The 26,264-nt window shown below is 64.0% G+C and carries 23 protein-coding genes; 10 read left to right on the plus strand and 13 right to left on the minus strand.

Translation table 11 applies throughout. The annotated features are described in order from the left end of the window. The first annotated feature begins 83 nt into the window (after window positions 1-83). Window positions 84-536, plus strand: coding sequence for a hypothetical protein (locus tag J4P02_RS05320; protein ID WP_426188485.1), 453 nt, complete (start codon window positions 84-86; stop codon window positions 534-536). Here the strand turns inward: J4P02_RS05320 and J4P02_RS05325 are convergent. The 7 genes from J4P02_RS05325 to J4P02_RS05355 all read right to left on the minus strand — a co-directional run bounded on the left by J4P02_RS05325 (window position 483) and on the right by J4P02_RS05355 (window position 8,880). After that, entirely contained in the window at window positions 483-671 is a 189-nt protein-coding gene (locus J4P02_RS05325; RefSeq protein WP_426188487.1) for a hypothetical protein, read from the minus strand. The genes J4P02_RS05320 and J4P02_RS05325 overlap by 54 nt on opposite strands. Next, entirely contained in the window at window positions 668-1,789 is a 1,122-nt protein-coding gene (locus J4P02_RS05330) for a PepSY-associated TM helix domain-containing protein (RefSeq protein WP_426188489.1), read from the minus strand. The genes J4P02_RS05325 and J4P02_RS05330 overlap by 4 nt, the downstream gene beginning before the upstream one ends. 63 nt (window positions 1,790-1,852) lie before the next feature. Continuing rightward, on the minus strand, window positions 1,853-4,282 hold the full coding sequence (locus J4P02_RS05335) for a TonB-dependent siderophore receptor (RefSeq protein WP_426188491.1): 2,430 nt from the start codon (window positions 4,280-4,282) through the stop codon (window positions 1,853-1,855). Window positions 4,283-4,503: 221 nt separating this feature from the next. After that, window positions 4,504-5,481: a FecR domain-containing protein gene (locus tag J4P02_RS05340; RefSeq protein WP_426188493.1), complete on the minus strand. Its 978-nt coding sequence runs from the start codon at window positions 5,479-5,481 to the stop codon at window positions 4,504-4,506. Continuing rightward, on the minus strand, window positions 5,478-5,996 hold the full coding sequence (locus tag J4P02_RS05345; protein WP_426188494.1) for an RNA polymerase sigma factor: 519 nt from the start codon (window positions 5,994-5,996) through the stop codon (window positions 5,478-5,480). Before J4P02_RS05345 ends, J4P02_RS05340 begins: the two co-directional genes overlap by 4 nt. 245 nt (window positions 5,997-6,241) lie before the next feature. After that, window positions 6,242-6,949, minus strand: coding sequence for a 3'-5' exonuclease (locus J4P02_RS05350; protein ID WP_426188496.1), 708 nt, complete (start codon window positions 6,947-6,949; stop codon window positions 6,242-6,244). After that, window positions 6,946-8,880 carry a putative nucleotidyltransferase substrate binding domain-containing protein gene (locus tag J4P02_RS05355; protein ID WP_426188498.1) on the minus strand — a complete coding sequence of 645 codons (1,935 nt, stop codon included), beginning with the start codon at window positions 8,878-8,880 and terminating at the stop codon, window positions 6,946-6,948. Before J4P02_RS05355 ends, J4P02_RS05350 begins: the two co-directional genes overlap by 4 nt. Window positions 8,881-9,141: 261 nt before the next feature. Between J4P02_RS05355 and J4P02_RS05360 the strand changes: the two genes are divergently transcribed. Continuing rightward, on the plus strand, window positions 9,142-9,588 hold the full coding sequence (locus tag J4P02_RS05360; protein WP_426188500.1) for a response regulator: 447 nt from the start codon (window positions 9,142-9,144) through the stop codon (window positions 9,586-9,588). Window positions 9,589-9,672: 84 nt separating this feature from the next. Here J4P02_RS05360 and J4P02_RS05365 read toward each other — a convergent pair whose 3' ends face one another. Then, window positions 9,673-11,850, minus strand: coding sequence for a malate synthase G (locus J4P02_RS05365; RefSeq protein WP_426188502.1), 2,178 nt, complete (start codon window positions 11,848-11,850; stop codon window positions 9,673-9,675). 559 nt (window positions 11,851-12,409) lie between these two features. Here J4P02_RS05365 and J4P02_RS05370 point away from each other — a divergent pair. After that, entirely contained in the window at window positions 12,410-12,928 is a 519-nt protein-coding gene (locus tag J4P02_RS05370) for a glycine cleavage system protein R (RefSeq protein WP_426188504.1), read from the plus strand. Window positions 12,929-13,153: 225 nt separating this feature from the next. Here the strand turns inward: J4P02_RS05370 and rarD are convergent, their stop codons facing one another. The 5 genes from rarD to J4P02_RS05395 form a co-directional block, all read right to left on the minus strand. Further along, window positions 13,154-14,041 carry an EamA family transporter RarD gene (rarD, locus tag J4P02_RS05375; protein ID WP_426188506.1) on the minus strand — a complete coding sequence of 296 codons (888 nt, stop codon included), beginning with the start codon at window positions 14,039-14,041 and terminating at the stop codon, window positions 13,154-13,156. A 158-nt stretch (window positions 14,042-14,199) separates the two neighbouring features. Continuing rightward, entirely contained in the window at window positions 14,200-15,174 is a 975-nt protein-coding gene (locus tag J4P02_RS05380; RefSeq protein ID WP_426188508.1) for a serine/threonine protein kinase, read from the minus strand. A gap of 159 nt (window positions 15,175-15,333) precedes the next feature. After that, window positions 15,334-17,238 carry a PhoX family protein gene (locus tag J4P02_RS05385; protein ID WP_426188510.1) on the minus strand — a complete coding sequence of 635 codons (1,905 nt, stop codon included), beginning with the start codon at window positions 17,236-17,238 and terminating at the stop codon, window positions 15,334-15,336. Window positions 17,239-17,321: 83 nt separating this feature from the next. Further along, window positions 17,322-18,086, minus strand: coding sequence for a TOBE domain-containing protein (locus tag J4P02_RS05390; protein ID WP_426188512.1), 765 nt, complete (start codon window positions 18,084-18,086; stop codon window positions 17,322-17,324). A 64-nt stretch (window positions 18,087-18,150) separates the two neighbouring features. After that, window positions 18,151-18,897, minus strand: a complete 747-nt coding sequence (locus tag J4P02_RS05395) for a double zinc ribbon domain-containing protein (protein ID WP_426188514.1) — start codon at window positions 18,895-18,897, stop codon at window positions 18,151-18,153. A gap of 91 nt (window positions 18,898-18,988) precedes the next feature. Between J4P02_RS05395 and bioB the strand changes: the two genes are divergently transcribed. The 7 genes from bioB to J4P02_RS05430 all read left to right on the plus strand — a co-directional run bounded on the left by bioB (window position 18,989) and on the right by J4P02_RS05430 (window position 26,047). Then, on the plus strand, window positions 18,989-20,044 hold the full coding sequence (bioB, locus tag J4P02_RS05400) for a biotin synthase BioB (protein ID WP_426188516.1): 1,056 nt from the start codon (window positions 18,989-18,991) through the stop codon (window positions 20,042-20,044). Window positions 20,045-20,167: 123 nt separating this feature from the next. Further along, window positions 20,168-21,346: an 8-amino-7-oxononanoate synthase gene (bioF, locus tag J4P02_RS05405; protein ID WP_426188518.1), complete on the plus strand. Its 1,179-nt coding sequence runs from the start codon at window positions 20,168-20,170 to the stop codon at window positions 21,344-21,346. After that, a complete protein-coding gene (locus J4P02_RS05410) occupies window positions 21,339-22,070 on the plus strand; it encodes an alpha/beta fold hydrolase (RefSeq protein WP_426188520.1) in 732 nt (243 codons plus the stop codon). Before bioF ends, J4P02_RS05410 begins: the two co-directional genes overlap by 8 nt. After that, entirely contained in the window at window positions 22,063-22,875 is an 813-nt protein-coding gene (bioC, locus tag J4P02_RS05415) for a malonyl-ACP O-methyltransferase BioC (protein WP_426188522.1), read from the plus strand. The genes J4P02_RS05410 and bioC overlap by 8 nt, the downstream gene beginning before the upstream one ends. Further along, a complete protein-coding gene (gene bioD, locus J4P02_RS05420; RefSeq protein ID WP_426188524.1) occupies window positions 22,872-23,552 on the plus strand; it encodes a dethiobiotin synthase in 681 nt (226 codons plus the stop codon). Before bioC ends, bioD begins: the two co-directional genes overlap by 4 nt. 107 nt (window positions 23,553-23,659) lie before the next feature. Next, the gene (locus J4P02_RS05425; RefSeq protein WP_426188526.1) at window positions 23,660-23,956 is read left to right on the plus strand and encodes a pyrroloquinoline quinone biosynthesis protein PqqE; all 297 of its coding nucleotides are present in this window, start codon (window positions 23,660-23,662) and stop codon (window positions 23,954-23,956) included. Between the two features lie 285 nt (window positions 23,957-24,241). Continuing rightward, entirely contained in the window at window positions 24,242-26,047 is a 1,806-nt protein-coding gene (locus J4P02_RS05430; RefSeq protein ID WP_123726522.1) for a phenylacyl-CoA dehydrogenase, read from the plus strand. Window positions 26,048-26,264: the final 217 nt, after the last annotated feature.

Raw genomic sequence — 26,264 nt, forward strand, 5'->3', positions numbered from 1 at the left:
TTTAGGCTCGCAACCCGAGGATCTTAGCGCAGCCTGGAGCAACGGCTACAGGCGCGCATTGATGGATGAACAAGGAGCGATAAATGCGCAGGTCCTATCTTCTGCACGGCTTGTACAGCCTGGCCCTGACCCTGTTGGGGGCGCTGGCGGTGTACCTGGCCCTGCAGTACGAGTTTCGCCGCAAGGGCGACGGCGAGCCGGAGCTGATCATGGCCTTCGCCTACATGGCCTGGTACTGGGCGCTGCCAGCGGTGAGCCTGCCGGCCCTGGTTTGTGCCCTGTTGCGCCTGCGCGGCCCCGACCCGGTGACCCGGCCCTGGCGCTGGGGCCTGGCGGCCAGCTATGTGCCGCTGCTGGGGCTGGCGTTGTTCAGCGTGCTGGTGGCCATCGAGGCGATGCAGGACAACCGCGTGTTTATCCCAGTGATGCTGGTTGGCCTAGGGCTCTCGACCTACCTGTGGCGCGGTTTTCCGGCGCCGGGTTCAGGCCGCAGGCTTGCGCCGCAACAGGCCGCGCAGGGCAATCAGGGTCGGTAGGCCCAGGCCCAGCCAGCTCAGGCTGTCCCAGACGCCGTCGCCCAGCAGCGCCGCGAACAGCCCGGTGGCGCTGAGCAGGCCGATGCCCAGGGGCGCGCCGAAGACCTTCCAGAAACTCGCTTGCCGAGGCCTCATGGGCGCGCCTCCCGCTTGGCTTTGGCACTGCGCCGGCGTACCAGCCACAGGTACAGGCCGCTGCCCAGGACGATAATGGTCAGCACATCCATGGCCGCCCACAGCAGCTTCATCGGCATGCCGCCGTAGTCGCCGAAATGCAGCGGCTGGGACATGCCCATGGCGTCCATGTACCAGGGCCGTTCGCCCACGGCGGTGACCTTGAGGGTGCTGGCGTCGATCAGTACCGGGGTCAACAGGTGGGAGGTCAGGTGGCTGCCGCCCTTGAGGAACACCGCGTAGTGATGCTCGCTGGAAAAGCGCGTACCGGGGAAGGCGATAAAGTCCGGCTGCATGCCGGGGGCGGCTTCCCGGGCGATATCCAGCAGGCGGCTGGCCGGTGCCAGGGAGGCCAGCGGCGGGGCATCGCGGTAGGGCGCGACCATGGCGCTCAGGCTGTCGTTGCGCCAGGCGGCGATGATCAGGTCGGCGCAGGCGCTGATCACTCCGGTCACCCCCACCACCAGGGCCCAGGTCAGGGTGACCACGCCGATCAGGTTGTGCAGGTCGAGCCAGCGCAGGCGGGTGGATTTGTCCTGGCGCACCGTGGCGAATTTCAGCCGGCGCATAAAGGGCAGGTAGAGCACGCTGCCGGAGATGATCGCCAGCACGAACAGCATGCCCATGAAGGCCAGCAGCAGCTTGCCCGGCAGCCCGGCGAACATATCCACATGCAGGCGCAGCATGAACATCGTCAGCCCGCCATTGGCCGAAGGCGTGGCCACGGCCTCGCCGGTGCGGGCGTCGAGCATAAAGGTGAAGGAGTCGTCGGGGTGGGTACCGGCGGTCTTGGCCATGATGGTCGTCACGCCATTGGGCTGGTCCTGGTCCCAGCCGAAGTACTGCATCACCTCGCCCGGGCGATGGGCCTCGGCGGCCTCGACCAGCTGCTGCAGGTCCAGGTGCGGGGTGTTGTCGGGCATCTGCCGCAACTCGGCGGCATCCCCCAGCAGGTGGTCGATTTCGTGGTGGAAGATCAGCGGCAAGCCGGTGAGCGCCAGCATGAGCAGGAACAGGGTGCAGATCAGGCTGGTCCAGGTGTGGATAAAGGACCAGCGGCGGATGCTTGTGCTTTTCATTTCTTTGCCTTCAGACACGCCAAGGCCGTCCTTGCGGGACGGCCCGGGGTTCAACTCAGCCGATTACCATTGATAGGTGGCGCTGGCGACCACGCTGCGCTGGTCGCCGAAGTAGCAGTAGGACGCATCGCAGGTAGACAGGTAGTCCTTGTTGAACAGGTTGGTGGCGTTGAGTTTCAGCGAGGCGCCCTTGAGGCTCTGGTCCAGGCGGCCGAGGTCGTAGTGCACGGCAGCGTCGAACACCGTGTAGGCATTGGCCTTGCCCAGCCAGGTATTGGCCTGGTCGCCGTAGGTGTTGCCGGTGTAACGGGCGCCGGCACCTACGCCGAAGCCGTCGAGCAGGCCGCTGTGCCAGGTGTAGTCGGTCCACAGCGAGGCTTGCTGGTTGGGCATCAGTTGCAGGCGGTTGCCCTTGTAGATGCCTTTTTGCACCTCGGATTTGGCCAGGGTGTAGGCGGCGATGACCTTGAGGTTGTCGGTCACGTCGGACACCGCTTCCAGCTCCAGGCCCTTGACCTTCACTTCACCGGTCTGGCTGGTGATCGACTCGCCGCCAGGCCCGATGCTGGTGACCTGGACGTTTTTCTGGGTCAGGTCGTAGACCGCTGCGCTGAGCAGGGTGTTGGAACCGGGTGGCTGGTACTTGATCCCCAGTTCCCACTGCTTGCCTTCGGTGGGCTTGTACGACTGGCTAGGAGAGGCATCGGCGTTGCTGGCCGGCTGGAACGACTCGGCGTAGGACAGGTAGGGCACCACACCCGAGTCGAACACATAGCTCAGCGCCGCGTTGCCGCTGAAATTGCGGTTGCGGTCGGTGTTGGTGGCGTCGTTCTTGTTGAAGTATTTGGTGCTCTGGTGCACCCAGTCCTCACGACCGCCCAGGGTCAGGCGCCATTGGTCCAGGGCCATCTGGTCCTGCAGGTAGAGGCCGGTCTGCACGGTTTTCTGGTTGTAGTCGTAGTAGGCGCCGGAGCGCGCGGGGCGGACGATCGCCTGGCCATAGACCGGCTTGAAGATGTTGGTCTTCCCGCCGTCACCGTAGATCGACAGGTAGGAGGTGTCGGTGCGCTGGTGATCCAGGCCCAGCAGCAGGGTGTGGCTGATGTCGCCGGTACTGAAGTCGGCCTGGAAGTTGTTGTCGATCGCGAACTGGCCGATGTCCTCGTTCACATTGGTCGAGGTGCGGCCGATATTGCCCGCCGCATCCGCTGGTGAGTAGGCGTAGGAGCCCACGGTCAGTTGTTGGAAAGCCAGTTCCGATTTGGTGTAGCGCAGGTTCTGGCGGAATTGCCAGACATCGTTGAGGCGATGCTCGAAGGCATAGCCCAGGGCGTAGTAGGTGCGGTCGTAGAACTCGTAGTTCGGGTCGCCCAGGTTCTTGTGGTGGGAAACCTCGCCCAGGGGCGACTTGATCTTGGTGCCCTGGATCGGCATGAACTGGCTGGTGGCCCCGGTATCGTCGCGGGTGAATTGCGAGAGCAGGGTCAGCTTGGTGTCGCTGTCGATGTTCCAGGTCAGGCTGGGGGCGATGTTGTAGCGCTTGTTGTCGATGTGGTCGACCTGGGTTCCGGCATCCCGTATCACGCCGCTGAGGCCGTAGAGGAATTGGCCCTCATCGTCGATCTTGCCGGTGCTGGCGAAGTTCAACTGACGGTAGTTGTCGCTGCCGTACTGCAACTGGATGGCGTGACTGGTTTCCGCGCTGGGGCGCCGGCTGACCATGTCCAGCAGGCCGCCCGGCGGGGTCTGGCCATAGACCGAGGATGCCGGGCCGCGCAGCAGGGCCAGGCGGTCGAGGTTCCAGGTTTCGGCTTTCGGGTTGGCATACACGCCGCGGGGCAGTGGCAGGCCATCGAGGAACTGGGTGGGCTCGAAGCCCCGCACGCGCATCCAGTCGTAGCGGGTGTCGCTGCCGTAGCTGGCGGAAACGATGCCAGGCATATAGCGCACGGCGTCGTCGAGGTTCTGCACGTTACGGTCTTCCATCTGCTGGCGGGTCGCCACGGAAATCGACCGTGGCGCTTCTACCAGCGCGGTGTCGGTCTTGGTGCCGGCGGCGGTGCGCGTGGCCACATAGCCCTCAACCGGGCCCCAGGCGGACTCATAGCTCTGCTGGCCGGTGATATTGGTTTGCGGCAGGGCCACCACGCCATCCGGGGCGGCGATCAGGCTGTAGCTGCCGGCGTTGCTGCGCTCCAGCTGCAGGCCGCTGCCGCGCAGTGCTTCACGCAGGGCGCCGGGGGCGTCGAACTGGCCCTGGACCGGGGCCGAGGTCTTGCCGGCGGCCAGGGAGGGATCGAGGCTCAGGGTCAGCCCGGCCTGGCTGGCGATCTGGTTCAGAGTGCTGGCCAGGGGCGCGGCCGGCAGGTTGTAGGCGCGCACGCTGGACGCCTGTTCGGCGGCCATCAGCACCGGGCTGGCCAGTGGGGCGCTGAGGGCAATGGCAACGGCAAGCAGGCTGGGACGCAACAGGGTGTCTAGCGGGCGGGACATACGATGGCTCCTGAATGGAAATATTTCGCAATTGCCTAGGTGCCGAACGAGATCCGCAAAGTGATAGGGCTGATTGAAAATAATTTCGATTCAGCCGTTGGCCACTTCGCAGGACCCATTGCACAAAGGCATCAGCGTCCGTGGCGTGCTGTCTGGCAGCCGCCATCCATTGCGGGCATCGGTTATCGGGAATGGCCCCGTGGCGAATCACGGGGCAGGGTTCAGGGCTTGGTCTCGGCCTTGGCCGCCACGGTCACCCACCAGGGCGTGTGGCGTTCGATCTGCACCGGCAGGGTCGGCAGCAGGGCGTTGAGGGCCAGGTCGGTGTCTTGCAGCGGGAAGCTGCCGGTGATGCGCAGGTCGGCCACTTGCGCCGCCACCCCGAGGTGGCCGCGACGATAGCGCCCCAGCTCGTTGATCAGGTCGCCCAGGCGGGCGTTGTCCACCACCAGCATGCCCCGGGTCCAGGCATCGGCGCCGAGGGCCAGGGCCGGCAGAGCCTCCAGGCCGTCGTGGTGCATCAGCACTTGCTGGCCTTCCTTGAACACCTGCTCGGCCTGGCCTGCATCCGGCCGGGCGGCGACTGCCGATTGCAGCACGCCGAGGCGCGTGCCCCGGTCTTCGCGCTTGACCAGGAACCGCGTGCCCAGGGCGCGCAGGCGGCCGTCGCGAGTCTCGACGATAAAGGGGCGGCTGTCGTTGTGCCCGGTCTGGATCAGGATCTCGCCTTCCTGGAGCACGATGCGCCGTTGCTTCTCGTCGAAATGCACGTCCAGCGCACTGTGGGTATTGAGGTTGATCACCGTACCGTCGCTCAGGCGCAAGGTGCGTTGCTCGCCCGTGGCGGTGCGTTGATCGGCCAGCCAGTAGTCCACTGGCAGGTAGCGTTCCCCGGCGAACAGCGCCAGGCCGCCGCACAGCAGCACGCTGGCGACACCGCGACCGAGATTGCGCACGCGCTGGCGCAGGCCTTCACGCGATTGCAGCAGGGCGTTGCGGGCAGGGCCAGTGGCCAGGCTGAAGCGCTGGTCGAGCATGCCCAGCTGGCGCCAGGCCCGGGCGTGTTCTTCATGGGCCGCGTGCCACTTGGCGAACTCTTCGCGCTCCAGCGCAGTACCGCCGCCATCCAGGGACAGTTGCCAGGCGATGGCGGCATCCAGCACCTGGGCCGATACCGGCTTGGAACTGATGGGGGTCATGTCGGCTCCCCGTACAGGGCGATGTAGCACTGGCGCAGGCCCTGGGCCAGGTATTGGCGCACCCGCGGCACCGAGACGCCGAGGCGTTCGGCGATTTCAGCATGGCTGAGGCCGTCGAGGCGGTTATGCAGGAAGGCCGCCCGGGCCTTGCTCGAGAGTTTGCCCAGCAGGCGGTCGATGGCCCGCAAGTCTTCGAGGATCATCTGCTGTTGTTCCGGCGAGGGCTGTTCGCCTTCGGGAATCAGCAGCAGTTCATTGAGGTAGGCCTGTTCCAGGGCGGCACGGCGGAAGTGGTCGAACAGCAGGCCCTTGGCGATGGCCAGGAGAAAGGCCCGGGGCTCGCGGGGGGCCTGGAGTTGCTCGCGACCCAGCAGGCGCACGAAGGTGTCCTGGCTCAGGTCCTCGGCCCGATGGGCACAGGCGATATTGCGTCGCAGCCAGGCCAATAGCCAACTGCGGTGGTCGCGGTACAGCGCACCAACCAGCTGATTTTGAGGGCTTTGGACTGACGACAAGCAGGTTCACCGATCGAGAAGTTTAAACTAACGAGAATTATTCGCGATTGTGGCAGAGGCGAAACAGTGGCGCAATTGACGTCGGTCGGCTGCTTGGTTGCTGAAGGGCGAGCCCATTGTGGCGAGGGAGCTTGTTCCCGCTGGCGTGCGCAGCGCGCCCAAGGCCCGGTGTCAGTTGGAACCCGGGACTCAGGTTTTACGACTGCTGCGCCGCCGAGCGGGAGCAAGCTCCCACGCCACGGGGATTAGAAGGAGGGAGCTTGCTGGCGGCGCTTCCACTGGTTGAGGCGCTGTTGCAGGTTCAGGGGGCTGTGGATCTGCTGCTGGCGCGCGCGGTTGAACAGGATCAGCGCCAGCTCGGCGGTGGCCAGGGCGTCGGCTGCCGCGTGGTGGCGTTCCACCACGTGCAGCTTGAACCAGTTGACCCAGTCGTCCAGCCCGGCTTCACGCAATGGCGCCTGGGGGCAGAGCAGGGGCGCCAGGTCCGCCACGTCGAGGAAGGGGTGTTGCAGGCGATAGCCCAGGCTGTCCTTCAGGGCCCGGCCGAGCATGTGCTGGTCGAAGGGCGCGTGGAAGGCCAGCAGCGGGCTGTCGCCGACGAATTCCATAAAGTCCAGCAGGGCTTCTACCGGGTCGCTGCCGGCGGCGATGGCGCTGGGCCCCAGGCCGTGGATCAGCACACTGGGGCTGAGTTTGTGGCCTTCGCGATGCAGGGTGCGCTCGAACTGCTGGCTGAAGTCGATGGCACCGTCCTCGATCACCACCGCGCCGATGGACAGCACCTGGTCGCGATTGAGGTTCAAGCCTGTGGTTTCCACATCCACCACCACCCAGCGTTGCTCTCGCAGGCTGTCTTCGCCCAGCTGGCTGAAGGCTGGCAGGCGGTCGCGGCGTTGTTGCTGCTCCGCGGTCAGCAGGCTGACGGCGGGTCGTAGCCAGGCGAACAGGCTCATAACTGATACCGCAGGGCCAGACTGCTTTGCAGGCGCTGGGCCTGGCGCAGGGACTCGCGCAGGATGCGCCGGTCCAGGTGGTTGAGGCTGTCGGGGTCGAGGCGGTTGGAGTAGGGCTGGTTGTCCCGGGTCTGGCGCTGGTGCTGCTGCATGCGGGTCTGCTGGATGAAGTGGTAGGCCTCTTCATAGGCCGCGCCGTCCAGGGGTTCGATCACCTGTTTGGACACCAGCTGGCGCAGGCGCTCCAGGGTGTTGATGGCACCGATGCCGTTGGCCAGGGCCAGCAGCCGGGCGCCGTCGACGAAGGGCGTAAGGCCCTGGACCTTGAGGTCGAGGGTGGCCTTTTCACCGTTTTTCTTTGCCAGCACGAACTCGCGAAAGCGCCCTACGGGCGGGCGTTGGCGCAGGGCGTTTTCCGCCAGCATGCGCTGGAACAGTCGGTTGTCGGCCACTTGGTCGAGAATGCCGCGGCGCAGTTGCTCGGCGCTCTGCTCATCGCCCCAGACCACCCGCAGGTCGAAATAGATGCTCGACGCCAGGAGATTCTCCGGGGTCGCTTCGCGGATGAAGGCCGCGAAGCGCCGGGCCCATTCGGCGCGGGACAGGCACAGCTCGGGGTTGCCGGCCATGATATTGCCCTTGCACAGGGTGAAGCCGCACAGGGCCAGGCTCTGGTTGATCTGCTGGGCGATGGGCAGCAGCTTGCCGCGGATTTGTGCGGCGTGGGCCGCGTCCCGGGCTTCGAACAGGATGCCGTTGTCCTGGTCGGTGTGCAGGGTCTGCTCGCGTCGGCCTTCGCTGCCGAAGCACAGCCAGCTGAAGGGCACGCCGGGGTCGCCCTTGTCGGCCAGGGTCAGTTCGATGACCCGGCACACGGTGTGGTCGTTGAGCAGGGTGATGATGTGAGTGATCTGGGTGGACGAGGCACCGTGGGCCAGCATGCGTTCCACCAGCTGGCCGATCTCGCCGCGCAGCGCCACCAGGTGCTCGACCCGCGGCGCATTGCGGATGGTGCGTGCCAGGTGCACCAGATCGACCCGCTGCAGGGAGAACAGGTCGCGCTCGGAGACCACGCCGCACAGGCGCTGGTCCTTCACCAGGCAGACGTGGGCGATATGCCGTTCGGTCATGGCGATGGCGGCGTCGAAGGCGCTGTGGTCCGGGCTGAGGAAGAACGGCGCCTGGGTCATGTGCTGGTCGATGGGCTGGTTGAGGTCCTGGCTGCTGTCGGCCACCACCTGGCGCAGGTCGCGCAGGGTGAAGATGCCCAGGGGCGCTTTGTGCTCGTCCACCACCACGATGCTGCCCACCTGCTGCTCGTGCATCAGCGCCACGGCTTCGCGCAGGGGCGTTTGCGGGGTGCAGGATACCGGGTGCCGCATGGCCAGCTCGCCCAGGCGGGTGTTCAGCGAATACTGAGTGCCGAGGGTTTCCACGGCCTTCTGCTTGACCTGCTGGTTGACCTGGTCCAGCAGGCTGCTGACCCCGCGCAGGGCGAAGTCGCGAAACTCCGCAGACAGGGCGAACAGCTTGATAAAGGCGTCTTTGTTCAGTTGCAGGCAGAAGGTGTCTTCGGCCGCCCGGTGCTCGGTACGGGTCGCCCGTTCCCCCAGCAGGGCGGCGAGCGGGAAGCATTCGCCACTGGTGATTTCGAACGTGGTTTCGGTGCTGCCCTTGGCGGCGTGGGTACGTTCGCCCACCACCCGACCCTGCTTGACGATGTAGAAGTGCTCGACCGGGCCATCGGCGGGCTTGATGATGCTGTCGCCGGGGCCGTAGAAACGCAGTTGGCACTGTTCCACCAGATAGGCCAGGTGCAACTGTTCCATTTGGTTGAACGGCGGGAAGCGCTGCAGGAACTGCACGGTGCCCTGGATGTTTTGCAACACCGCGGTTTTCCCTGCCTGGATGAAGGCATCCGCTTTACTCATAACTATTACCGCAGTCTTTTTGGATTTGTTGTGGTCGGATCACGGCAATGTTCGGCCCCCAGGGCCCGGGGTGCCCATTGGACGTAAGTCTAGGTAGTGCCAGGGGCCCCGGTGATTTGGCTTTCAGGCGCGGTTGATCAATGCAAAAAAGCTCTGATCAAGACGCTTGGAAATTTTTCCGACGAAGTGCACATTTAAGGCCTGTTCAACGATGTCTGACCACTGTGCTTGGGGATCGACCTGTCCATGTAAGAGATGCGTATGACCGACCACGATATTTTGAGTGACGCCGAGCGTGAGGCGCTGAGTGCGGTCATGCTGGAGCCCGACCTGCCGCCCCAGCGAGTGCTGATCGCCGATGACGACAAGGATGCCCGGGAGTTGCTGGCGGAGATTCTCGGCCTGGATGGCATTCGTTGCATGACCGCGGCCAGTGGCAAGGCGGCCCTGGAGCTGCTTGAGTCGAACAAGTCGATTGGCTTGCTGATCACCGACCTGCGCATGGCGCCCTGCAGCGGCCTGGAGCTGATTCGCCAGGTGCGCCAGTCGGAGCGCGCGGCGCTGCCGATCATCATCGTTTCCGGCGACGCCGATGTGCGCGACGCCATCGCCGCCATGCACCTGAGCGTGGTGGACTTCCTGCTCAAGCCCATCGACACCAGCAAGTTGCTGGCCCTGGTCAAGCACGAGCTGGGTGTCATTCACTGAGCGGCAAGCGGTAAGCGCCGAGCCCGAACGACACACTAAAAAGCCCCGGCGGACCGGGGCTTTTTTGGGTGTTGCCAGGGATGCTTACAGGCCGTTCTTGGCCTTGAACTCGCGTCGGCGACGGTGCAGCACCGGCTCGGTGTAGCCGTTGGGTTGCTTGGTGCCTTCGATCACCAGTTCCAGAGCGGCCTGGAAGGCGATGTTGCTGTCGAAGTTGGGCGCCAGCGGACGGTACAGCGGGTCGGCGGCGTTCTGCCGGTCAACCACCGGGGCCATGCGCTTGAGGCTTTCCAGCACCTGTTCCTGGGTCACCACGCCATGGCGCAGCCAGTTGGCGATGTGCTGGCTGGAGATGCGCAGGGTGGCGCGGTCTTCCATCAGGCCCACATCGTTGATGTCCGGCACCTTGGAGCAGCCCACGCCCTGGTCGATCCAGCGCACCACGTAACCGAGAATGCCCTGGGCGTTGTTGTCCAGTTCGTTCTTGATCTGCTCGGCCGACCAGTGGGTGTTGCTGGCCAGGGGGATGGTCAGGATGTCGTCCACCGAGGCGCGGGTGCGCTTGGCCAGTTCGGCCTGGCGGGCGAACACGTCGACCTTGTGGTAGTGCAGCGCGTGCAGCGCGGCGGCGGTGGGCGACGGCACCCAGGCGGTGTTGGCACCGGCCAGCGGGTGGGCGATCTTCTGTTCGAGCATGGCGGCCATCAGGTCGGGCATGGCCCACATGCCCTTGCCGATCTGCGCGCGGCCTTGCAGGCCGGTGGACAGGCCGATATCGACGTTCCAGTTCTCGTAGGCGCCGATCCATTTCTCGGCCTTCATATCGGCCTTGCGCACCATGGCGCCGGCTTCCATAGAGGTGTGGATCTCGTCGCCGGTGCGGTCGAGGAAGCCGGTGTTGATGAACACCACGCGCTCGCTGGCCGCCTTGATACAGGCCTTGAGGTTGACCGTGGTGCGGCGTTCCTCGTCCATGATCCCGACTTTCAGGGTATTGCGGGCAAGGTTCAGCACCTCTTCGATACGGCCGAACAGCTCGTTGGTGAAGGCCGCTTCTTCAGGGCCGTGCATCTTCGGCTTGACGATGTACATCGAACCGGTGCGGCTGTTCTTGCGCGAGGTGTTGCCGTTGAGGTTGTGGATCGACGCCAGGCTGGTGACCAGGCCGTCGAGGATGCCTTCCGGCACTTCATTGCCATCCTTGTCGAGGATCGCGTCGATGGTCATCAGGTGACCGACGTTGCGCACGAACAGCAGCGAGCGGCCGTGCAGTTTTACCGTCTCGCCGTTGACCCCGGTGTATTCGCGGTCGGCATTCATGGTGCGGGTGAAGGATTTGCCGCCCTTGGCGACTTCTTCCGCCAGGTCGCCTTTCATCAGGCCGAGCCAGTTGCGGTAGATCACTACCTTGTCATCGGCGTCGACGGCGGCGACCGAGTCTTCGCAGTCCATGATGGTGGTCAGGGCCGCTTCCATCAGCAGGTCCTTGACCCCGGCGGCGTCGGTCTGGCCGACCGGGCTTGTGGCGTCGATCTGGATTTCGAAGTGCAGGTCGTTGTGCTTGAGCAGGATCGCGGTGGGTGCCGCGGCAGCGCCCTGGTAGCCGATCAGTTGCGCGGTGTCGCGCAGGCCGGTGTTGTCGCCATTCTTCAGGGCCACCAGCAGCTTGCCGCCTGCAATGCTGTAGTTCACGGCGTCGACGTGGGAGCCCGCGCTCAGCGGCGCCGATTCATCGAGGAAGGCGCGGGCGAAGGCGATGACCTTGTCGCCGCGGACCTTGTTGTAGCCTTTGCCCTTTTGTGCGCCATCGGCTTCGCTGATGGCGTCGGTGCCGTACAGGGCGTCGTACAGCGAGCCCCAGCGGGCGTTGGAAGCGTTGAGGGCGAAGCGCGCGTTCATCACCGGCACCACCAGCTGCGGGCCGGCCATGTGGGCGATTTCTTCATCGACGTTCTGCGTCGTGGCCTGGAAATCCGCCGCTTCTGGCAGCAGGTAGCCGATGTCCTGGAGGAAAGCTTTGTAGGCCACTGCATCGTGGGCCTGACCGGCGCGGGACTGGTGCCAGGCATCGATTCGCGCCTGGAAATCATCGCGTTTGGCGAGTAGGGCTCGGTTCTTCGGTGCCAGGTCGTGGATGACCTTGTCGGCACCGGCCCAGAACGATTCGGCGGTGAGGCCGGTACCGGGAATGGCTTCGTTGTTCACGAAGTCGAACAGGACTCTGGCGACCTGCAGGCCACCGACTTGAACGTGTTCAGTCATTGCTTGCCTCACTCTGCTCAGCTATTTCGCTTTTCAGCTCTTCAAATTAACAATGAAGCCGGCGGCCATTTAAAGCACAACCCTGTTCACCAGTACATGCCATTACGGGCGGCTGGGTCCTTCCAATCAACGGCGGAGCCTTGCTGATGGGCGGTTGCGGGGGCTGTGGTCAGGCTTTGGCGGACATCGTTCCAACGTTATGTAGTGCGCGCTGCGGCATACTACATGATGAATTGCGCTTGTGAAAATTAGACTAAATACGTCGTTCTGCGACCAAAGAGTGAGTTCTGGTCACGCCTAGGCGCTGGCTGTTCGCAAAAAGTCGGTGGATTGTTCCATATAAATACAAAAAGTTGTACACGATTTGTATTTTGCCCTGCGCTGCCCTCGTAGGAGCCGGCTTGCCGGCGAATGGACCTTCGGGGTTTGCGCCGGCCTTGCGGGCGCATTCGCTGGCAAGCCAGCTCCTACGCAAGCTGCTGTGATATGAGCTGGAAGGCGCGGCGAGCGTGGCTGCCTATAATTGCTCTTCCATCCTGCACAAGAAGAGGGCTGCGCCATGGACCATCTCGTTCTCACGGTATTCGCCCCGGACAAGGCCGGACAGGTGGAGCGCATTGCCCAGTGCATCGCCGAGCATGGCGGCAACTGGCTGGAAAGTCGCCTGTCGCGAATGGCTGGGCAGTTCGCCGGCATCCTCCGGGTGGCGGTGCCGGCCGAGGCCTACGACGAACTGGTGGATGCCTTGCAGGGGCTCTCGGCCCAGGGCATTCGGGTGTTGATCGCCGAAAGCGGCATTGAACAGGCCTGTACCTGGAAACCCATCGCCATGGAGTTGGTGGGCAATGATCGTCCGGGCATTGTCCGGGATATCACCCGCTTGCTGGCGGAGCAGGGGGTCAACCTCGAGCGCCTGGTGACCGAGGTGCGCCCGGCGCCCATGAGCAGCGAGCCGCTGTTCCATGCCGAGGCGATTCTGGCGGTGCCACTGACCCTGTCACTGGATGTGCTGCAGGCCCGCCTGGAAACCCTGGCAGATGACCTGATGGTGGAGTTGGTGCTGCGCAGCGAGGCTTGAAGGCTGTTTTGCGGGTTATCCCAGTAAAACCTGCATGCGCCTGTGGATAACCTGTAGAGACTCGCCGCCAGCCCAGTGCCACCGCGGCTTTGCCTGTTTTGATCAAAAAACCGGCAATTTCAAGGGCTTGTGCACAAATGGCGGGGATCAGCCTGTGGATAACCTTGGGAGCAACCGCTGCAGGCCAATACCGGCGTGGCCTGCAGGGGGTTGTGTGTTTTTTGATCAGCGGCGACGGCGCAGGCTCAGCCAGGCATCGACGCTGTACACCGCCAGGCCGACCCAGATGAACATAAAGGCCACCAGGGTGCTGGAAGACAGCTGTTCGCCGAACAGCAACACGGCCTGCAGCAGCACCAGGGTCGGCGCCAGGTACTGGAGGAAACCCAGGGTGGTGTAGGGCAGGTCTCTGGCGGCGGCGTTGAAGCACACCAGCGGTACCAGGGTGACCGGGCCGGCAGCCACCAGCCACCAGGCCTGGGAGCTGCTCCAGAACGCCGCATGGGCGCTGCTGGCATCCGGGTGCAATAGCAGCCAGCCCAGGGCGATGGGCACCAGCATCCAGGTTTCCACCACCAGCCCGGGCAGGGCGCGGACCGGTGCCTGCTTACGGATCAGGCCATAGAAACCGAAGCTCAGCGCCAGCATCAGCGAGATCCAGGGCAGGCTGCCCACTTGCCACACTTGCTGGGCCACGCCCAGTGTCGCCAGCAGCACCGCCAGCCACTGCATGCGCCGCAGGCGTTCGCCGAGAATCAGCATGCCCAGCAAGACGTTGATCAGCGGGTTGATGTAGTAGCCCAGGCTGGCTTCGAGCATGCGCCCGTTGTTCACCGCCCAGACGTAGGTCAGCCAGTTGGCGGCGATCAGGGTGCCGCTCAGGGCCAGGATTGCCAGGCGCTTGGGGTTTTCACGCAGTTCGCGCCACCAGCCGGGGTGTTTCCAGACCATCAGCAACAGGGCGCCGAACAGTGCTGACCAGAGCACCCGATGGATGATGATCTCGATGGCCGGAACGCTGGCGATGGCTTTGAAATAGAGCGGAAACAGGCCCCAGATGATGTAGGCGCTCAGGCCCAGGATGTACCCGCGACGCGGGTTGGCGGCTTGCATGGGGAGTCCTTGCTTAGGCAGCTAACAAAAGCGTGATTGTAAGGACAAATGTCTAGACCTGTCCTGACTTTTCCCCGGCCGTTTCTGTTGCAGCTGGCTTGCTGGCGAAGGCGAGCTCACTGGCCGCTTCGCTGGCAAGCCAGCGCCTGCAGGTTGAGTCAGAACAGCTTAAGAGGTTCTTCGTCGAGGGCCGCCAGTTGTTCGCGCAAGGCCAGTACCTGGTCGCCCCAGTAGCGTTCGCTGCCGAACCAGGGAAAGCTGCGGGGGAATGCCGGGTCGTCCCAGCGTCGAGCCAGCCAGGCGCTGTAGTGCATCAGGCGCAGGGCGCGCAGCGGTTCGATCAGCGCCAGTTCACGGGGGTCGAAATCATGGAACTCGCTGTAGCCGTCCATCAGTTCCGAGAGCTGGCCGAGGCATTCCTGGCGAGTGCCGGCGAGCATCATCCACAGGTCCTGCACCGCAGGGCCCATGCGGCAGTCGTCCAGGTCGACGATATGCATCACCTCGTCGCGGCACATCATGTTGCCCGGGTGGCAATCGCCATGCAGGCGGATGTTCTGTTGCGGCGTGGCCTGGTAGACCTCTTCCACCCGCTTGAGCAGGTCGCGCGCCACGGACTCGTAGGCCGGCAGCAGGCTCTTGGGGATAAAGCCGCCTTGCAACAGGGTGGCCAGGGAGTCGTGGCCGAAGTTCTGCACCCCCAGGGCTTCGCGGTGTTCGAACGGGCGGGTGGCGCCTACTGCGTGCAGGCGGCCCAGCAACTGGCCGAGGCGATACAGTTGGTCGAGGTTGCCGGGCTCGGGGGCGCGGCCACCACGGCGAGGAAACAGGGCAAAACGAAAACCCGCGTGTTCGAACAGGCTGGCGCCGTCGTGGATGATCGGTGCCACCACCGGCACTTCGCATTCGGCGAGTTCGAAGGTGAAGCGGTGCTCTTCGAGAATTGCTTCGTTGCTCCAGCGTTGCGGCCGGTAGAACTTGGCGATCAGGGGTTCGCTTTCGTCGATGCCCACCTGATAGACGCGATTCTCATAGCTGTTGAGGGCCAGTACGCGGGCGTCGCTGAGAAAACCGAGGCTTTCTACGGCGTCCAGTACCAGGTCGGGGGTCAGTGTTTCAAACGGGTGCGACATGCTTACTCCTGCGCGCAGCAGGCTGCCGCGTCCGGCCAAGCATGGTAACGCAGACGGCGGGCCAACGGGCGAGGGTTTGCCGGCGGTTCTTGCCGGGCGCGGGGTACGCCGGAACGCCGGCTCCTACCCGTGCAGGAGCCGGCGTGGCCTGGGGTTGGGTCAGGCGCCGATGATGCCGCCGTCTTCCCGGGTGATGGCCATCACCGAGGAGCGCGGCTTGCCATTGGGCAGGTGCTCGGGGAAGGTCGAGCCGCCGTTTTCACCCGGGTGCTGGATGCCCACGAACAGGGTTTTCTGGTCCGGGGCGAAGGCGATCCCGGTGACTTCGCAGCCTACCGGCCCCACCATGAAACGGCGGATCTCGCCGCTGTCCGGGTCGGCGCAGAGCATCTGGTTGTTGCCCATGCCGGCGAAGTCGCCACTGTTGCTGTAGTCGCCGTCGGTGAGGATCCACAGTCGGCCGGCCTTGTCGAAACCCAGGCCATCGGGGCTGTTGAACATGTTCTGCGGGGTGATATTGGCCGAGCCGCCCTTGGGCTTGCCGGCGTGCACCCCGGGGTTGCCGGCGACCACGAACAGGTCCCAGGAAAAGCTCATGGCGCCATGATCGTCGCCGCCGGTGCGCCAGCGCAGGATCTGCCCGTAGACGTTCTTCTCCCGCGGGTTGGGACCGCCCACTGGCATGCCGTCCTCGCCGCGCTTGGAGTTGTTGGTCAGGGTGCAATACACCTGGCCGTCCTTGGGGCTCACCACTATCCATTCCGGGCGGTCCATGCGGGTGGCCTGCACCACGCTGGCGGCCAGGCGAGCCTGGATCAGCACCTGGGCCTGGTCGGCGAAACCGCTGCTGGCGTCGATGCCGTTCTTGCCGTGGCTCAGCTCGATCCACTGGCCCTGGCCCTTGGGCCGGTCGGGGTTGTTGTCGCCGGCGTCGAAACGCGCCACGTAGAGGGTGCCGTGATCCAGCAGGTCGCGGTTGGCCCTGGGGTTGCGATGGTTGATCTTGTCGCGGCTGATGAACTTGTAGATGAACTCGCCACGCTCGTCGTCGCCCATGTAGACCACGGCGCGGCCGTCGCGGGTTTCTGCCAGGGCGGCGTTTTCATGCTTGAAGCGGCCCAGGGCGGTGCGTTTGACCGGGGTCGATTGCGGGTCGAAGGGGTCGATTTCCACCACCCAGCCGTGACGGTTGAGTTCGTTGGGGTTCTTCGCCAGGTCGAAACGCGGGTCGTGGGGGTGCCAGTTGATTTCGCGGCTGGCGACGGTGGCACCGTAGCGCTTCTGCGCGGCGTCGAACTTCTGCTCGGCGTTGCTGCTGCCAAAGCAGTCGGTGAAGTTTTCTTCACAGGTCAGGTAGGTGCCCCAGGGGGTCTTGCCATTGGCGCAGTTCTGGAAGGTGCCCAGGACTTTCTTGCCCTTGGGGTCGGCGGCGGTCTTCAGCAGATCGTGGCCGGCAGCGGGGCCGCTCAGGCGGATCGGCGTGTTGCCGTGGATGCGCCGGTTGTAGCGCGAGCCCTGGACGAACTGCCATTGGCCGTTCTTGCGTTGCACTTCGATCACCGACACGCCTTCGCTGGCCTGGGCCTTGCGCACGTCCTCGGCGGATTGCGGCTGGCCGCCGTGGGGGTAGAGGTAGCGGTAGTTGGTGTATTCGTTGTTGATGGCCATCAGCGCCCGGTGCTTGTCGTCCGGGAAGGCGAACAGGCTCATGCCGTCGTTGTTGTCGCCGAACTGCACTTCCTGGGCCCGGGCGGTGCCGTTGCCGCTGGGGTCGAAGGCCGGGCCGTTCTTGGCCAGGGGCTGGCCCCAGCTGATCAATACCGAGGACTTGTAGCCCGGTGGCAGGGTGATGCTGTCGCTGGTGGCGGCGGCAATGCCGCTAAAGCCCAGTAGCTGGCTGTTGCCGGCACTGACACTGGCGGCCAGGGCGCTGCGGCTCAGCAGGCCGCCGCCAAGGAACAGGGCCGCACCGCACAGGGCGCCGGCACCGATGAAACCGCGACGGCTCAAACCGACCATCTGTTCCAGGTCGGTGGGTTGGTCTTCTTCTAATAACAGGCTCATATCAGGCTCCCTGCGGGTTTTTGCAGCCACCTTAATGAGCGCCGATGACGAATTTGTTGCAGGGAAATGGCGTGATGCCGGGGTTAGAGCGGGGTTCCGATCAGTACGTGAGAGGGCGAGAACTGCACTTGGACTTCCGCCGTTTCCTGCAATTGCAGGGTTCTCAGTAGCAATGGCTCGGCCAGGGCGCAGAGGATCTGACTGTTGGGCAGGGCGATTCTGACCTCGCAGGGGCCGTTTTCAGGGTCGAGAATCTGCTCGATCTTACCGTTCAGGCAATTGTGTCCAGTTGTTACCGGGGCTCCGGGTGCCTGCACCTCCAGCCAGCCGGCCTTGATCAGGGCCACGACCTGGGTGCCGGGCTGCAATTCCAGGCGTTGGGTGCTGTCGTGGGTGATCTGCGCCTTGAGCAGCAGGCCTTCCGGAAGCTCGAGGCTGATCAGGTCGTTGCAGCCCTGGGGTTCGATCGCGCGAATGGTGCCGTGCAGTTGATTGCGCGCGCTGGTGCGCAGCATCAGGCGACCCAGCAGGTCGAGATCGCTGGCGTCTTCCGCGGCTTCCAGCACCTGGGCCTGCAGCGCCTGCAAGCGCTGATAGAGGCGCAGTACCCGCTCACCTTCGGCCGAGAGCTTGGCGCCGCCACCGCCCTTGCCACCGACGCTGCGCTCCACCAGCGGGCTCTGGGCCAGATTGTTCAACTCATCGATGGCGTCCCAGGCGGCCTTGTAGCTCAGGCCGGCGCTTTTCGCCGCGCGGGTGATGGAGCCCTGTTCGGCAATGTGTTGCAGCAGGGCGATACGCTGCGGGCGGCGGACTATGTGCTGGGTCAACAGGGTGGGCAGGGACATGGCAGGGACGCTTTGAGCACGGAAGATGGACAGGGAGTGTGCGACTTGAGCGCCGAGAGTCAAGTCAGTCGCGGGTTTCCGGCCTTGGCGTCCTGGCCAGGCAATAGACATCCACCCGTCGGGCTCCGGCATCCATCAGCAAGCGGGCCAGGGCCTGGGCCGTGGCGCCAGTGGTGAGCACGTCGTCCACCAGCGCCAGGTGGCGCCCGGCGACTTCGACCTCGACCTCGCCGGTCAGGCTGAAGGCCTGGCGCAGGTTGCGCCGGCGGGCTCGGGCGTCGAGGCCCTGCTGGGCCGGGGTGTCGAGCCTGCGCCTCAGCAGATCGCCTGCAACCTTCAGTTGCAGCTCCTTTCCCAGCCAGCGGGCGAGCATTTCAGCCTGGTTGAACCCGCGTTGGCGCAGGCGTTGTCGGGACAGGGGCACCGGCAGCAGGCTGTCCGGCCGCGGCAGGCCCTCATTGAAGCGATAGTGCAGGAATTGCGCGAGAAGTTCGGCCATCAACCGGCCAAAAGGCCACTTTGCCTGATGCTTGAAGCGACTGATCAGGGCGTCCAGCGGGAAGTCGTAACGCCAGGCGGCAATCACTTGCTGGAACGCGGGCGGATGAAGCAGGCATTGGCCGCAGGTCAGGCCGGCTGTCGGCAAGGGCAAGGCACAGTGCATGCACTGGGCTCCGAGCCAGGGCAGCTCATCCGCGCAGGGGTCGCAGAGGGGCAGTGGGCTGTCGCTGGGCTCATCGCAGAGCAAACAGTTTTGTTTGTTTTTTAACCAGATGTAAACCTGTCCTTTGTAATGCGGTTGACAGTGCATGGCGCTTCCTTAAATATGCCGGACATCCGTGTCGCGGCTGTGGACCTCTCCTGTCCCGTGCCGCTTGCCAAGCATAATCAAGGAATCGCCCATGAGCGCCAGCACCACCGCCACCCTGCGTCACGACTGGTCTTTGGCTGAAGTCAAAGCTCTGTTCACCCAGCCGTTCAACGACTTGCTGTTCCAGGCGCAGACGGTGCACCGCGCGCATTTCGATGCCAATCGGGTCCAGGTTTCCACCCTGCTGTCGATCAAGACCGGCGCCTGCCCGGAGGATTGCAAATATTGTCCGCAGTCCGGTCACTACAACACCGGGCTGGAAAAGGAAAAGCTGTTGGAAGTGCAAAAGGTCCTGGAAGAGGCCGCCCGGGCCAAGGCCATTGGTTCCACGCGCTTCTGCATGGGCGCGGCCTGGAAGCACCCTTCGGCCAAGGACATGCCCTACGTGCTGGAGATGGTCAAGGGCGTGAAAGCCATGGGCCTGGAAACCTGCATGACCCTGGGCCGTCTCGACCAGGAGCAGACCGAAGCCCTGGCCCAGGCCGGCCTGGACTACTACAACCACAACCTCGATACCTCGCCGGAGTTCTACGGCAGTATCATCACCACCCGTACCTACAGCGAGCGCCTGCAGACCCTGGCCTATGTGCGCGATGCCGGGATGAAGATCTGCTCCGGCGGCATTCTCGGCATGGGCGAGTCCCTGGACGATCGCGCCGGGCTGCTGATCCAGCTGGCCAACTTGCCGGAGCATCCGGAGTCGGTGCCGATCAACATGCTGGTGAAGGTGGCTGGTACGCCGCTGGAAAACGCCGAGGAAGTGGACCCGTTCGACTTTATCCGTATGCTCGCGGTGGCGCGCATCCTCATGCCGCAATCCCATGTGCGCCTGTCCGCCGGCCGTGAGGCGATGAACGAGCAGATGCAGGCCCTGGCGTTCTTCGCCGGTGCCAACTCGATTTTCTACGGCGAAAAGCTGCTGACCACCGCCAACCCCCAGGCCGACAAGGACATGCAACTGTTCTCCCGCCTGGGCATCCAGCCCGAAGCCCGTGAAGAGCACGCCGACGAAGTGCACCAGGCGGCGATCGAGCAGGCCCTGGTGGAGCACAAGAGCAGCGAGCAGTTCTACAACGCCGCCGTCTGACCCGTTGTTGCAGCAGCCGGCATGCCGGCGAATCCTGTGAGCGCCATGGATCGAGTGGCGCCCGGTTCGCTGGCAAGCCCGCTGCGATGGGTGAATTGTCTGTAAGCCGATATCGAGGCCAGCATGTCTTTTGATCTCGCCGCGCGCCTCGCTGCCCGCCGTGCCGAACATCTCTACCGTCAGCGTCCGCTGCTGCAAAGTCCCCAGGGGCCAGAAGTGCTGGTGGATGGCCAGCCGTTGCTGGCCTTCTGCAACAACGACTACCTGGGCCTGGCCAATCATCCGCAGGTAATTGAAGCCTGGCGCGCCGGTGCCAGTCGTTGGGGCGTAGGTGGCGGCGCTTCCCATCTGGTGATTGGTCATAGCGGCCCCCATCACGCGCTGGAGGAGGCTCTGGCGGACTTGACCGGACGCCCTCGGGCGCTGCTGTTCAGCACCGGCTACATGGCCAATCTCGGGGCGGTCACGGCCCTGGTCGGCCAGGGCGACACGGTGCTGGAGGATCGTCTCAATCATGCATCGCTGCTGGATGCCGGCCTGCTCAGCGGGGCGCGTTTCAATCGCTATCTGCACAACGATCCGGCGAGCCTGGCCACACGCCTGGAAAAAGCCACGGGCAATACCCTGGTGGTCACCGATGGGGTATTCAGCATGGACGGTGATGTCGCCGACTTGCCGGCCCTGGCCCGGGAAACCAAGGCTCGGGGCGCCTGGCTGATGGTGGATGACGCCCATGGTTTCGGCCCGCTGGGGGCAACGGGGGCCGGGCTGGTGGAGCATTTCGGCCTGGGGCTGGAAGAGGTGCCGGTACTGGTGGGTACCCTGGGCAAGGCATTCGGTACGGCCGGGGCCTTTGTTGCCGGCAGTGAAGAACTGGTGGAAACCCTGATCCAGTTCGCCCGACCTTATATCTACACCACCAGCCAGCCACCGGCCCTGGCTTGCGCCACGTTGAAAAGCCTGGAGCTGCTGCGCACTGAGCACTGGCGGCGCGAGCACCTGGCAACCCTGATTGGTCAGTTTCGCCGGGGCGCGGAACAGATCGGCCTGGAGCTGATGGACAGTTTCACTCCGATCCAGCCGATCCTGATCGGCGACAGCGCGCGTGCGGTGCAGCTGTCGCAAATGCTGCGTGAGCGGGGAATCCTGGTGAGCGCGATCCGTCCGCCCACGGTGCCGGCCGGCAGCGCGCGGTTGCGGGTGACCTTGTCCGCGGCCCACAGCGAGGCTCAGGTGCAGCTATTGTTAAATGCGTTGGCAGATTGTTTCAGCGAACTGCAAGCGGGGTCGAGCCATGCGTGATCGACTGATTCTGTTGCCGGGCTGGGGCCTGGGGGTGTCGCCTCTGGAACCCCTGGCGGCGGCCTTGCATGGGTTGGATGAACACCTGCGGGTGGAGATCGAGCCCTTGCCGGAGCTGACCTCCAGCGATCCCCGCGACTGGCTGGATGAACTCGACGACACACTGGCGCAAGACACCTGGCTGGGCGGCTGGTCCCTTGGCGGCATGCTCGCTGCCGAGCTGGCGGCGCGCCGCGGCGAGCGTTGCTGCGGTCTGTTGAGCCTGGCCAGCAATCCCAGTTTTGTTGCCCATGAGCAGTGGTCCAGCGCCATGAGCGGCGAGACCTTCGACGCCTTCCTGGCGAGTTGCGCGGTTGATCCACGCACCACACTCAAGCGCTTTTCCCTGCTCTGTGCCCAAGGCGCCGCTGATCCCCGTGGCCTGTCGCGGCTGTTACTGGGGGGCGCTCCGGCCACGCCGGGGCCGGTGCTGATGGCGGGCCTGGAACTCTTGGCGCAGCTGGATACTCGGGATGCGTTGCAGGCCTTTCGCGGGCCGCAATTGCACCTGTTCGCCGGGCTCGATGGCCTGGTGCCTGCCGAGGCGGCGGGCGAGTTACTGGCGTTGTTGCCGGATGTAGAGGTGGGCCTGATCGAACAGGCCAGCCACGGTTTTCTACTGGAGGACCCCCACGGAGTGGCCGGGGCGATCCAGGCTTTCTTGCATGAGTCCGGTGATGACTGATCTGTCTGTTCCTGTGTTACCCGGCGGCCTGCCAGACAAGCGTCAGGTGGCGGCGTCGTTTTCCCGTGCTGCGGCCAGCTACGACAGCGTTGCCGAGTTGCAGCGTGCAGTTGGCCAGCAGTTGCTCAGCCGTTTGCCTGAAGGCTGGGGCCCGTCCCGCTGGCTGGACCTGGGTTGTGGCACCGGGCATTTCAGCCGGGTACTGGGCCAGCGTTTCGCTGGCAGCCAGGGCCTGGCCCTGGATATTGCCCAGGGCATGCTGGAACACGCCCGGCCGCTGGGTGGCGCCGAGTATTTCATCGCCGGGGATGCCGAGCGCCTGCCGTTGCAGGCGGCCAGTTGCGAGTTGGTGTTTTCCAGCCTGGCGGTGCAATGGTGCGGCGATTTTGCTGCGGTGCTCGGCGAAGCCCGGCGGGTACTGCAGCCGGGTGGTGTGCTGGCCTTTGCCAGCCTGTGCGTAGGCACCCTGCATGAGCTGCGTGACAGCTGGGGCCAGGTCGATGGCCAGGTGCACGTCAATCGCTTTCGCGAGTTCGAACGCTATCGGCAGCTGTGCGCTGCCAGTGGCTTGCAGGTGCGCGGCCTGGAAAAGGTTGCGCATGTTTTGCACTACCCGGATGTGCGCAGCCTGACCCATGAACTGAAAGCCCTGGGGGCGCACAATCTGAATCCCGGGCGCCCCGGCGGCTTGACCGGGCGGGCGCGGATTGCCGGGTTGATTGAGGCCTATGAAGGGTTTCGGCAAACCAAGGGGCTGCCGGCGACCTATCAGGTGGTCTATGGCGTATTGGAGAAACCGCAATGAGCCCGGCCTATTTCATCACTGGCACCGACACCGATGTGGGCAAAACCACCATCGCCGCTGGTTTGTTGCATGCGGCGCGCCTGGCCGGCCTGAGCACCGCGGCGGGCAAGCCGGTGGCTTCCGGTTGCGAGGTGACGCCCAAGGGCCTGCGCAACGCCGATGCACTGGCGTTGCAGGCACAGTCATCGCTGCCGCTGAACTATGCCGAGGTCAATCCGTTTGCCTTCGAGCCGGCCATCGCCCCCCATCTGGCGGCGCGGGAAGCGGGCGTGGGGTTGACGGTGCAGTCGCTGTTGACCCCCATGCGCGAGCTGCTGGCCAAGGGGGCGGATTTCACCCTGATCGAAGGCGCGGGCGGCTGGCGCGTGCCCCTGGCGGATCAGGACAATCTGTCGGATCTGGCCAAGGCCCTGGGCTTGCCGGTGATTCTGGTGGTGGGCGTGCGCCTGGGCTGCATCAATCACGCCTTGCTCAGCGCCGAGGCAATTGCCCGAGACGGCCTGCAACTGGCGGGCTGGGTGGCCAATATCGTCGAGCCCAAGACCTCTCGTCTGGAAGAGAACCTGGCGACCTTGGCCGAGCGCTTGCCTGCGCCCTGCCTGGGAAGGGTGCCAAGACTCAAGCCAGCCAGTGCCGAGGCGGTGGCCGAGCACCTGCAGCTGGATTTGCTGGACTAGATTTTGCCTATGACAAGGCACATTGCCATTAGTGTTTTTGACGGGTGTTTTCTTGACGCTTCTGCTTCAATGACACCCGTCACTTATTTTCAAGGTTGGGTCATTCCATGGAAATCTCCGGGAACAGCACTTTCTACGCCGGACTGAACGCGATTCAGACCGGGCAGAATCGTGTCGATCAAGCCTCCAGCCAGATCGCCAGCTCGGCGGTGGAACGGGTCTCTGACGGCCAGTCCTCGCAAGCCCAGATCGATCGCCTGCGTGGCGCGGATCGCAGCCAGGAGTCGGATGTAGCCGGCAGCATGGTGGCGATGTCCATGGGCAAGTTCCAGGTGGAACTGGGAGTCAAGGTGGCCAAGGCCTCCGATGAAGCCCTGGGCACGCTGATCGACACCTACGCCTGATCCTCTCTTCTCAAGGCCCGGCTTCCTCGTGGAGGCCGGGCCTTTTTCATTCCTGTCCGTTTTTAATTCAAGACTTTGACTGAGTACCTTTGACCCGGCTCCTACACTTCAGGGTAGGGGCGCTGGGCGTTTGCTTGCGCGTGCATTTTGTAACCGTGACGAAAGGCAGGGGCACGACGCTTGACAAGATTTCGGCGTAAACGTATGTTTCAAACAACTGTTTGACCGCTATAAAAAATCAATGCGGTTGTTCATTCCCGGTTACATCAGCAGAGGTTTATCGCTATGCCTGACTACAAGGCCCCCTTGCGTGATATTCGCTTCGTTCGTGACGAGCTGCTCGGCTATGAGGCGCACTATCAGAGCCTCCCGGCTTGCCAGGACGCTACCCCGGACATGGTTGACGCCATTCTCGAGGAAGGTGCGAAGTTTTGTGAGCAGGTACTGGCGCCGCTGAACCGCGTGGGCGACCTGGAAGGTTGCACCTGGAGTGAATCCGGAGTGAAGACTCCGACCGGCTTCAAGGAAGCCTACAAGCAATTCGTCGAAGGCGGCTGGCCAAGCCTGGCTCACGACGTCGAGCACGGCGGTCAGGGCCTGCCTGAGTCCCTGGGCCTGGCGGTGAGTGAAATGGTCGGCGAGTCCAACTGGTCGTGGGGCATGTACCCGGGCCTGTCCCATGGTGCGATGAACACCATTTCCGAGCACGGCACTCCCGAGCAGCAAGAGGCCTACCTGACCAAGCTGGTATCCGGCGAGTGGACCGGCACCATGTGCCTGACCGAACCGCACTGCGGCACCGACCTGGGCATGCTGCGCACCAAGGCCGAGCCACAGGCCGATGGTTCCTACAAAGTGACCGGCACCAAGATCTTCATCTCCGCCGGTGAACACGATATGGCCGACAACATCGTGCATATCGTGCTGGCTCGCCTGCCGGATGCGCCGGCCGGCACCAAGGGCATCTCGCTGTTCATCGTGCCCAAGTTCCTGCCCAACGCTGACGGCAGCGTCGGTCAGCGCAACGCCGTGAGTTGTGGTTCCCTGGAACACAAGATGGGTATCCACGGCAACGCCACCTGCGTGATGAACTTCGATGCAGCTACCGGCTTCCTGATCGGCCCGGCGAACAAAGGCCTGAACTGCATGTTCACCTTTATGAACACCGCGCGCCTGGGCACTGCCCTGCAGGGCCTGGCCCACGCCGAGATCGGCTTCCAGGGCGGCCTGAAATACGCTCGCGATCGCCTGCAGATGCGTTCCCTGACTGGCCCGAAAGCGCCGGACAAGGCCGCTGACCCGATCATCGTGCACCCTGACGTACGGCGCATGCTGCTGACCATGAAGGCCTTCGCCGAAGGCAACCGCGCCATGGTCTACTTCACCGCCAAGCAGGTGGACATCGTCAAGTACGGTGTGGACGAGGAAGAGAAGAAGAAAGCCGACGCACTGCTGGCTTTCATGACTCCGATCGCCAAGGCGTTCATGACCGAAGTGGGCTTCGAATCTGCTAACCATGGTGTGCAGATCTACGGTGGCCACGGCTTTATCGCCGAGTGGGGCATGGAGCAGAACGTTCGCGACAGCCGTATCTCGATGCTGTACGAAGGCACCACCGGCATCCAGGCCCTGGACCTGCTGGGTCGTAAAGTGCTGATGACTCAAGGCGAGGCGCTGAAGGGCTTCACCAAGATCGTCCACAAGTTCTGCCAGAACAACGAAGGCAACGAAGCCGTGAAGGAATTCGTTGCGCCGCTGGCGGCACTGAACAAGGAGTGGGGCGAACTGACCATGAAAGTGGGCATGGCCGCGATGAAGGACCGTGAAGAAGTCGGTGCCGCTTCGGTGGACTACCTGATGTACTCCGGTTATGCCTGCCTGGCCTACTTCTGGGCCGACATGGCACGCCTGGCAGCTGAAAAGCTGGCGGCCGGCACCACCGAAGAAGCTTTCTACACCGCCAAGCTGCAGACTGCGCGCTTCTACTTCCAGCGCATCCTGCCGCGTACCCGCACTCACGTTGCCACCATGCTGTCGGGCGCCAACAACCTGATGGACATGAAGGAAGAGGATTTCGGCCTGGCTTACTAAGCCTTACCGGATGCCTCTACAAAGCCGCTCGACCCTGGGGTTGAGCGGCTTTTTTGTGCCCGCAAAAACTTCATGAAAATTCCCGACTAAAACGCTAAGCAGAAGCGCTTTCCTGCCGTTAAAGAGATGGCAATGTGATGCCTGTCACATAGGCTGTGCTTAATCCCTGGAAATAAAGGCACAATGCCATCTATTGATTAGCTGGGTCGGAGTTTTA

Source organism: Pseudomonas sp. NFXW11, assembly GCF_049887815.1.
Classification (GTDB): Bacteria; Pseudomonadota; Gammaproteobacteria; order Pseudomonadales; family Pseudomonadaceae; genus Aquipseudomonas.

Coding starts and splice junctions, on each gene's coding strand:
- J4P02_RS05395 (WP_426188514.1), bottom strand. CDS start 18,897: ATGCACTGTCAACCGCATTACAAAGGACAGGTTTACATCTGGTTAAAA.
- J4P02_RS05350 (WP_426188496.1), bottom strand. CDS start 6,949: ATGAGCCTGTTCGCCTGGCTACGACCCGCCGTCAGCCTGCTGACCGCG.
- J4P02_RS05410 (WP_426188520.1), top strand. CDS start 21,339: ATGCGTGATCGACTGATTCTGTTGCCGGGCTGGGGCCTGGGGGTGTCG.
- J4P02_RS05370 (WP_426188504.1), top strand. CDS start 12,410: ATGGACCATCTCGTTCTCACGGTATTCGCCCCGGACAAGGCCGGACAG.
- J4P02_RS05380 (WP_426188508.1), bottom strand. CDS start 15,174: ATGTCGCACCCGTTTGAAACACTGACCCCCGACCTGGTACTGGACGCC.
- J4P02_RS05325 (WP_426188487.1), bottom strand. CDS start 671: ATGAGGCCTCGGCAAGCGAGTTTCTGGAAGGTCTTCGGCGCGCCCCTG.
- J4P02_RS05365 (WP_426188502.1), bottom strand. CDS start 11,850: ATGACTGAACACGTTCAAGTCGGTGGCCTGCAGGTCGCCAGAGTCCTG.
- J4P02_RS05320 (WP_426188485.1), top strand. CDS start 84: ATGCGCAGGTCCTATCTTCTGCACGGCTTGTACAGCCTGGCCCTGACC.
- J4P02_RS05335 (WP_426188491.1), bottom strand. CDS start 4,282: ATGTCCCGCCCGCTAGACACCCTGTTGCGTCCCAGCCTGCTTGCCGTT.
- J4P02_RS05340 (WP_426188493.1), bottom strand. CDS start 5,481: ATGACCCCCATCAGTTCCAAGCCGGTATCGGCCCAGGTGCTGGATGCC.
- J4P02_RS05430 (WP_123726522.1), top strand. CDS start 24,242: ATGCCTGACTACAAGGCCCCCTTGCGTGATATTCGCTTCGTTCGTGAC.
- J4P02_RS05355 (WP_426188498.1), bottom strand. CDS start 8,880: ATGAGTAAAGCGGATGCCTTCATCCAGGCAGGGAAAACCGCGGTGTTG.
- J4P02_RS05390 (WP_426188512.1), bottom strand. CDS start 18,086: ATGTCCCTGCCCACCCTGTTGACCCAGCACATAGTCCGCCGCCCGCAG.
- bioD (WP_426188524.1), top strand. CDS start 22,872: ATGAGCCCGGCCTATTTCATCACTGGCACCGACACCGATGTGGGCAAA.
- bioF (WP_426188518.1), top strand. CDS start 20,168: ATGTCTTTTGATCTCGCCGCGCGCCTCGCTGCCCGCCGTGCCGAACAT.
- J4P02_RS05360 (WP_426188500.1), top strand. CDS start 9,142: ATGACCGACCACGATATTTTGAGTGACGCCGAGCGTGAGGCGCTGAGT.
- rarD (WP_426188506.1), bottom strand. CDS start 14,041: ATGCAAGCCGCCAACCCGCGTCGCGGGTACATCCTGGGCCTGAGCGCC.
- bioB (WP_426188516.1), top strand. CDS start 18,989: ATGAGCGCCAGCACCACCGCCACCCTGCGTCACGACTGGTCTTTGGCT.
- bioC (WP_426188522.1), top strand. CDS start 22,063: ATGACTGATCTGTCTGTTCCTGTGTTACCCGGCGGCCTGCCAGACAAG.
- J4P02_RS05330 (WP_426188489.1), bottom strand. CDS start 1,789: ATGAAAAGCACAAGCATCCGCCGCTGGTCCTTTATCCACACCTGGACC.
- J4P02_RS05425 (WP_426188526.1), top strand. CDS start 23,660: ATGGAAATCTCCGGGAACAGCACTTTCTACGCCGGACTGAACGCGATT.
- J4P02_RS05385 (WP_426188510.1), bottom strand. CDS start 17,238: ATGAGCCTGTTATTAGAAGAAGACCAACCCACCGACCTGGAACAGATG.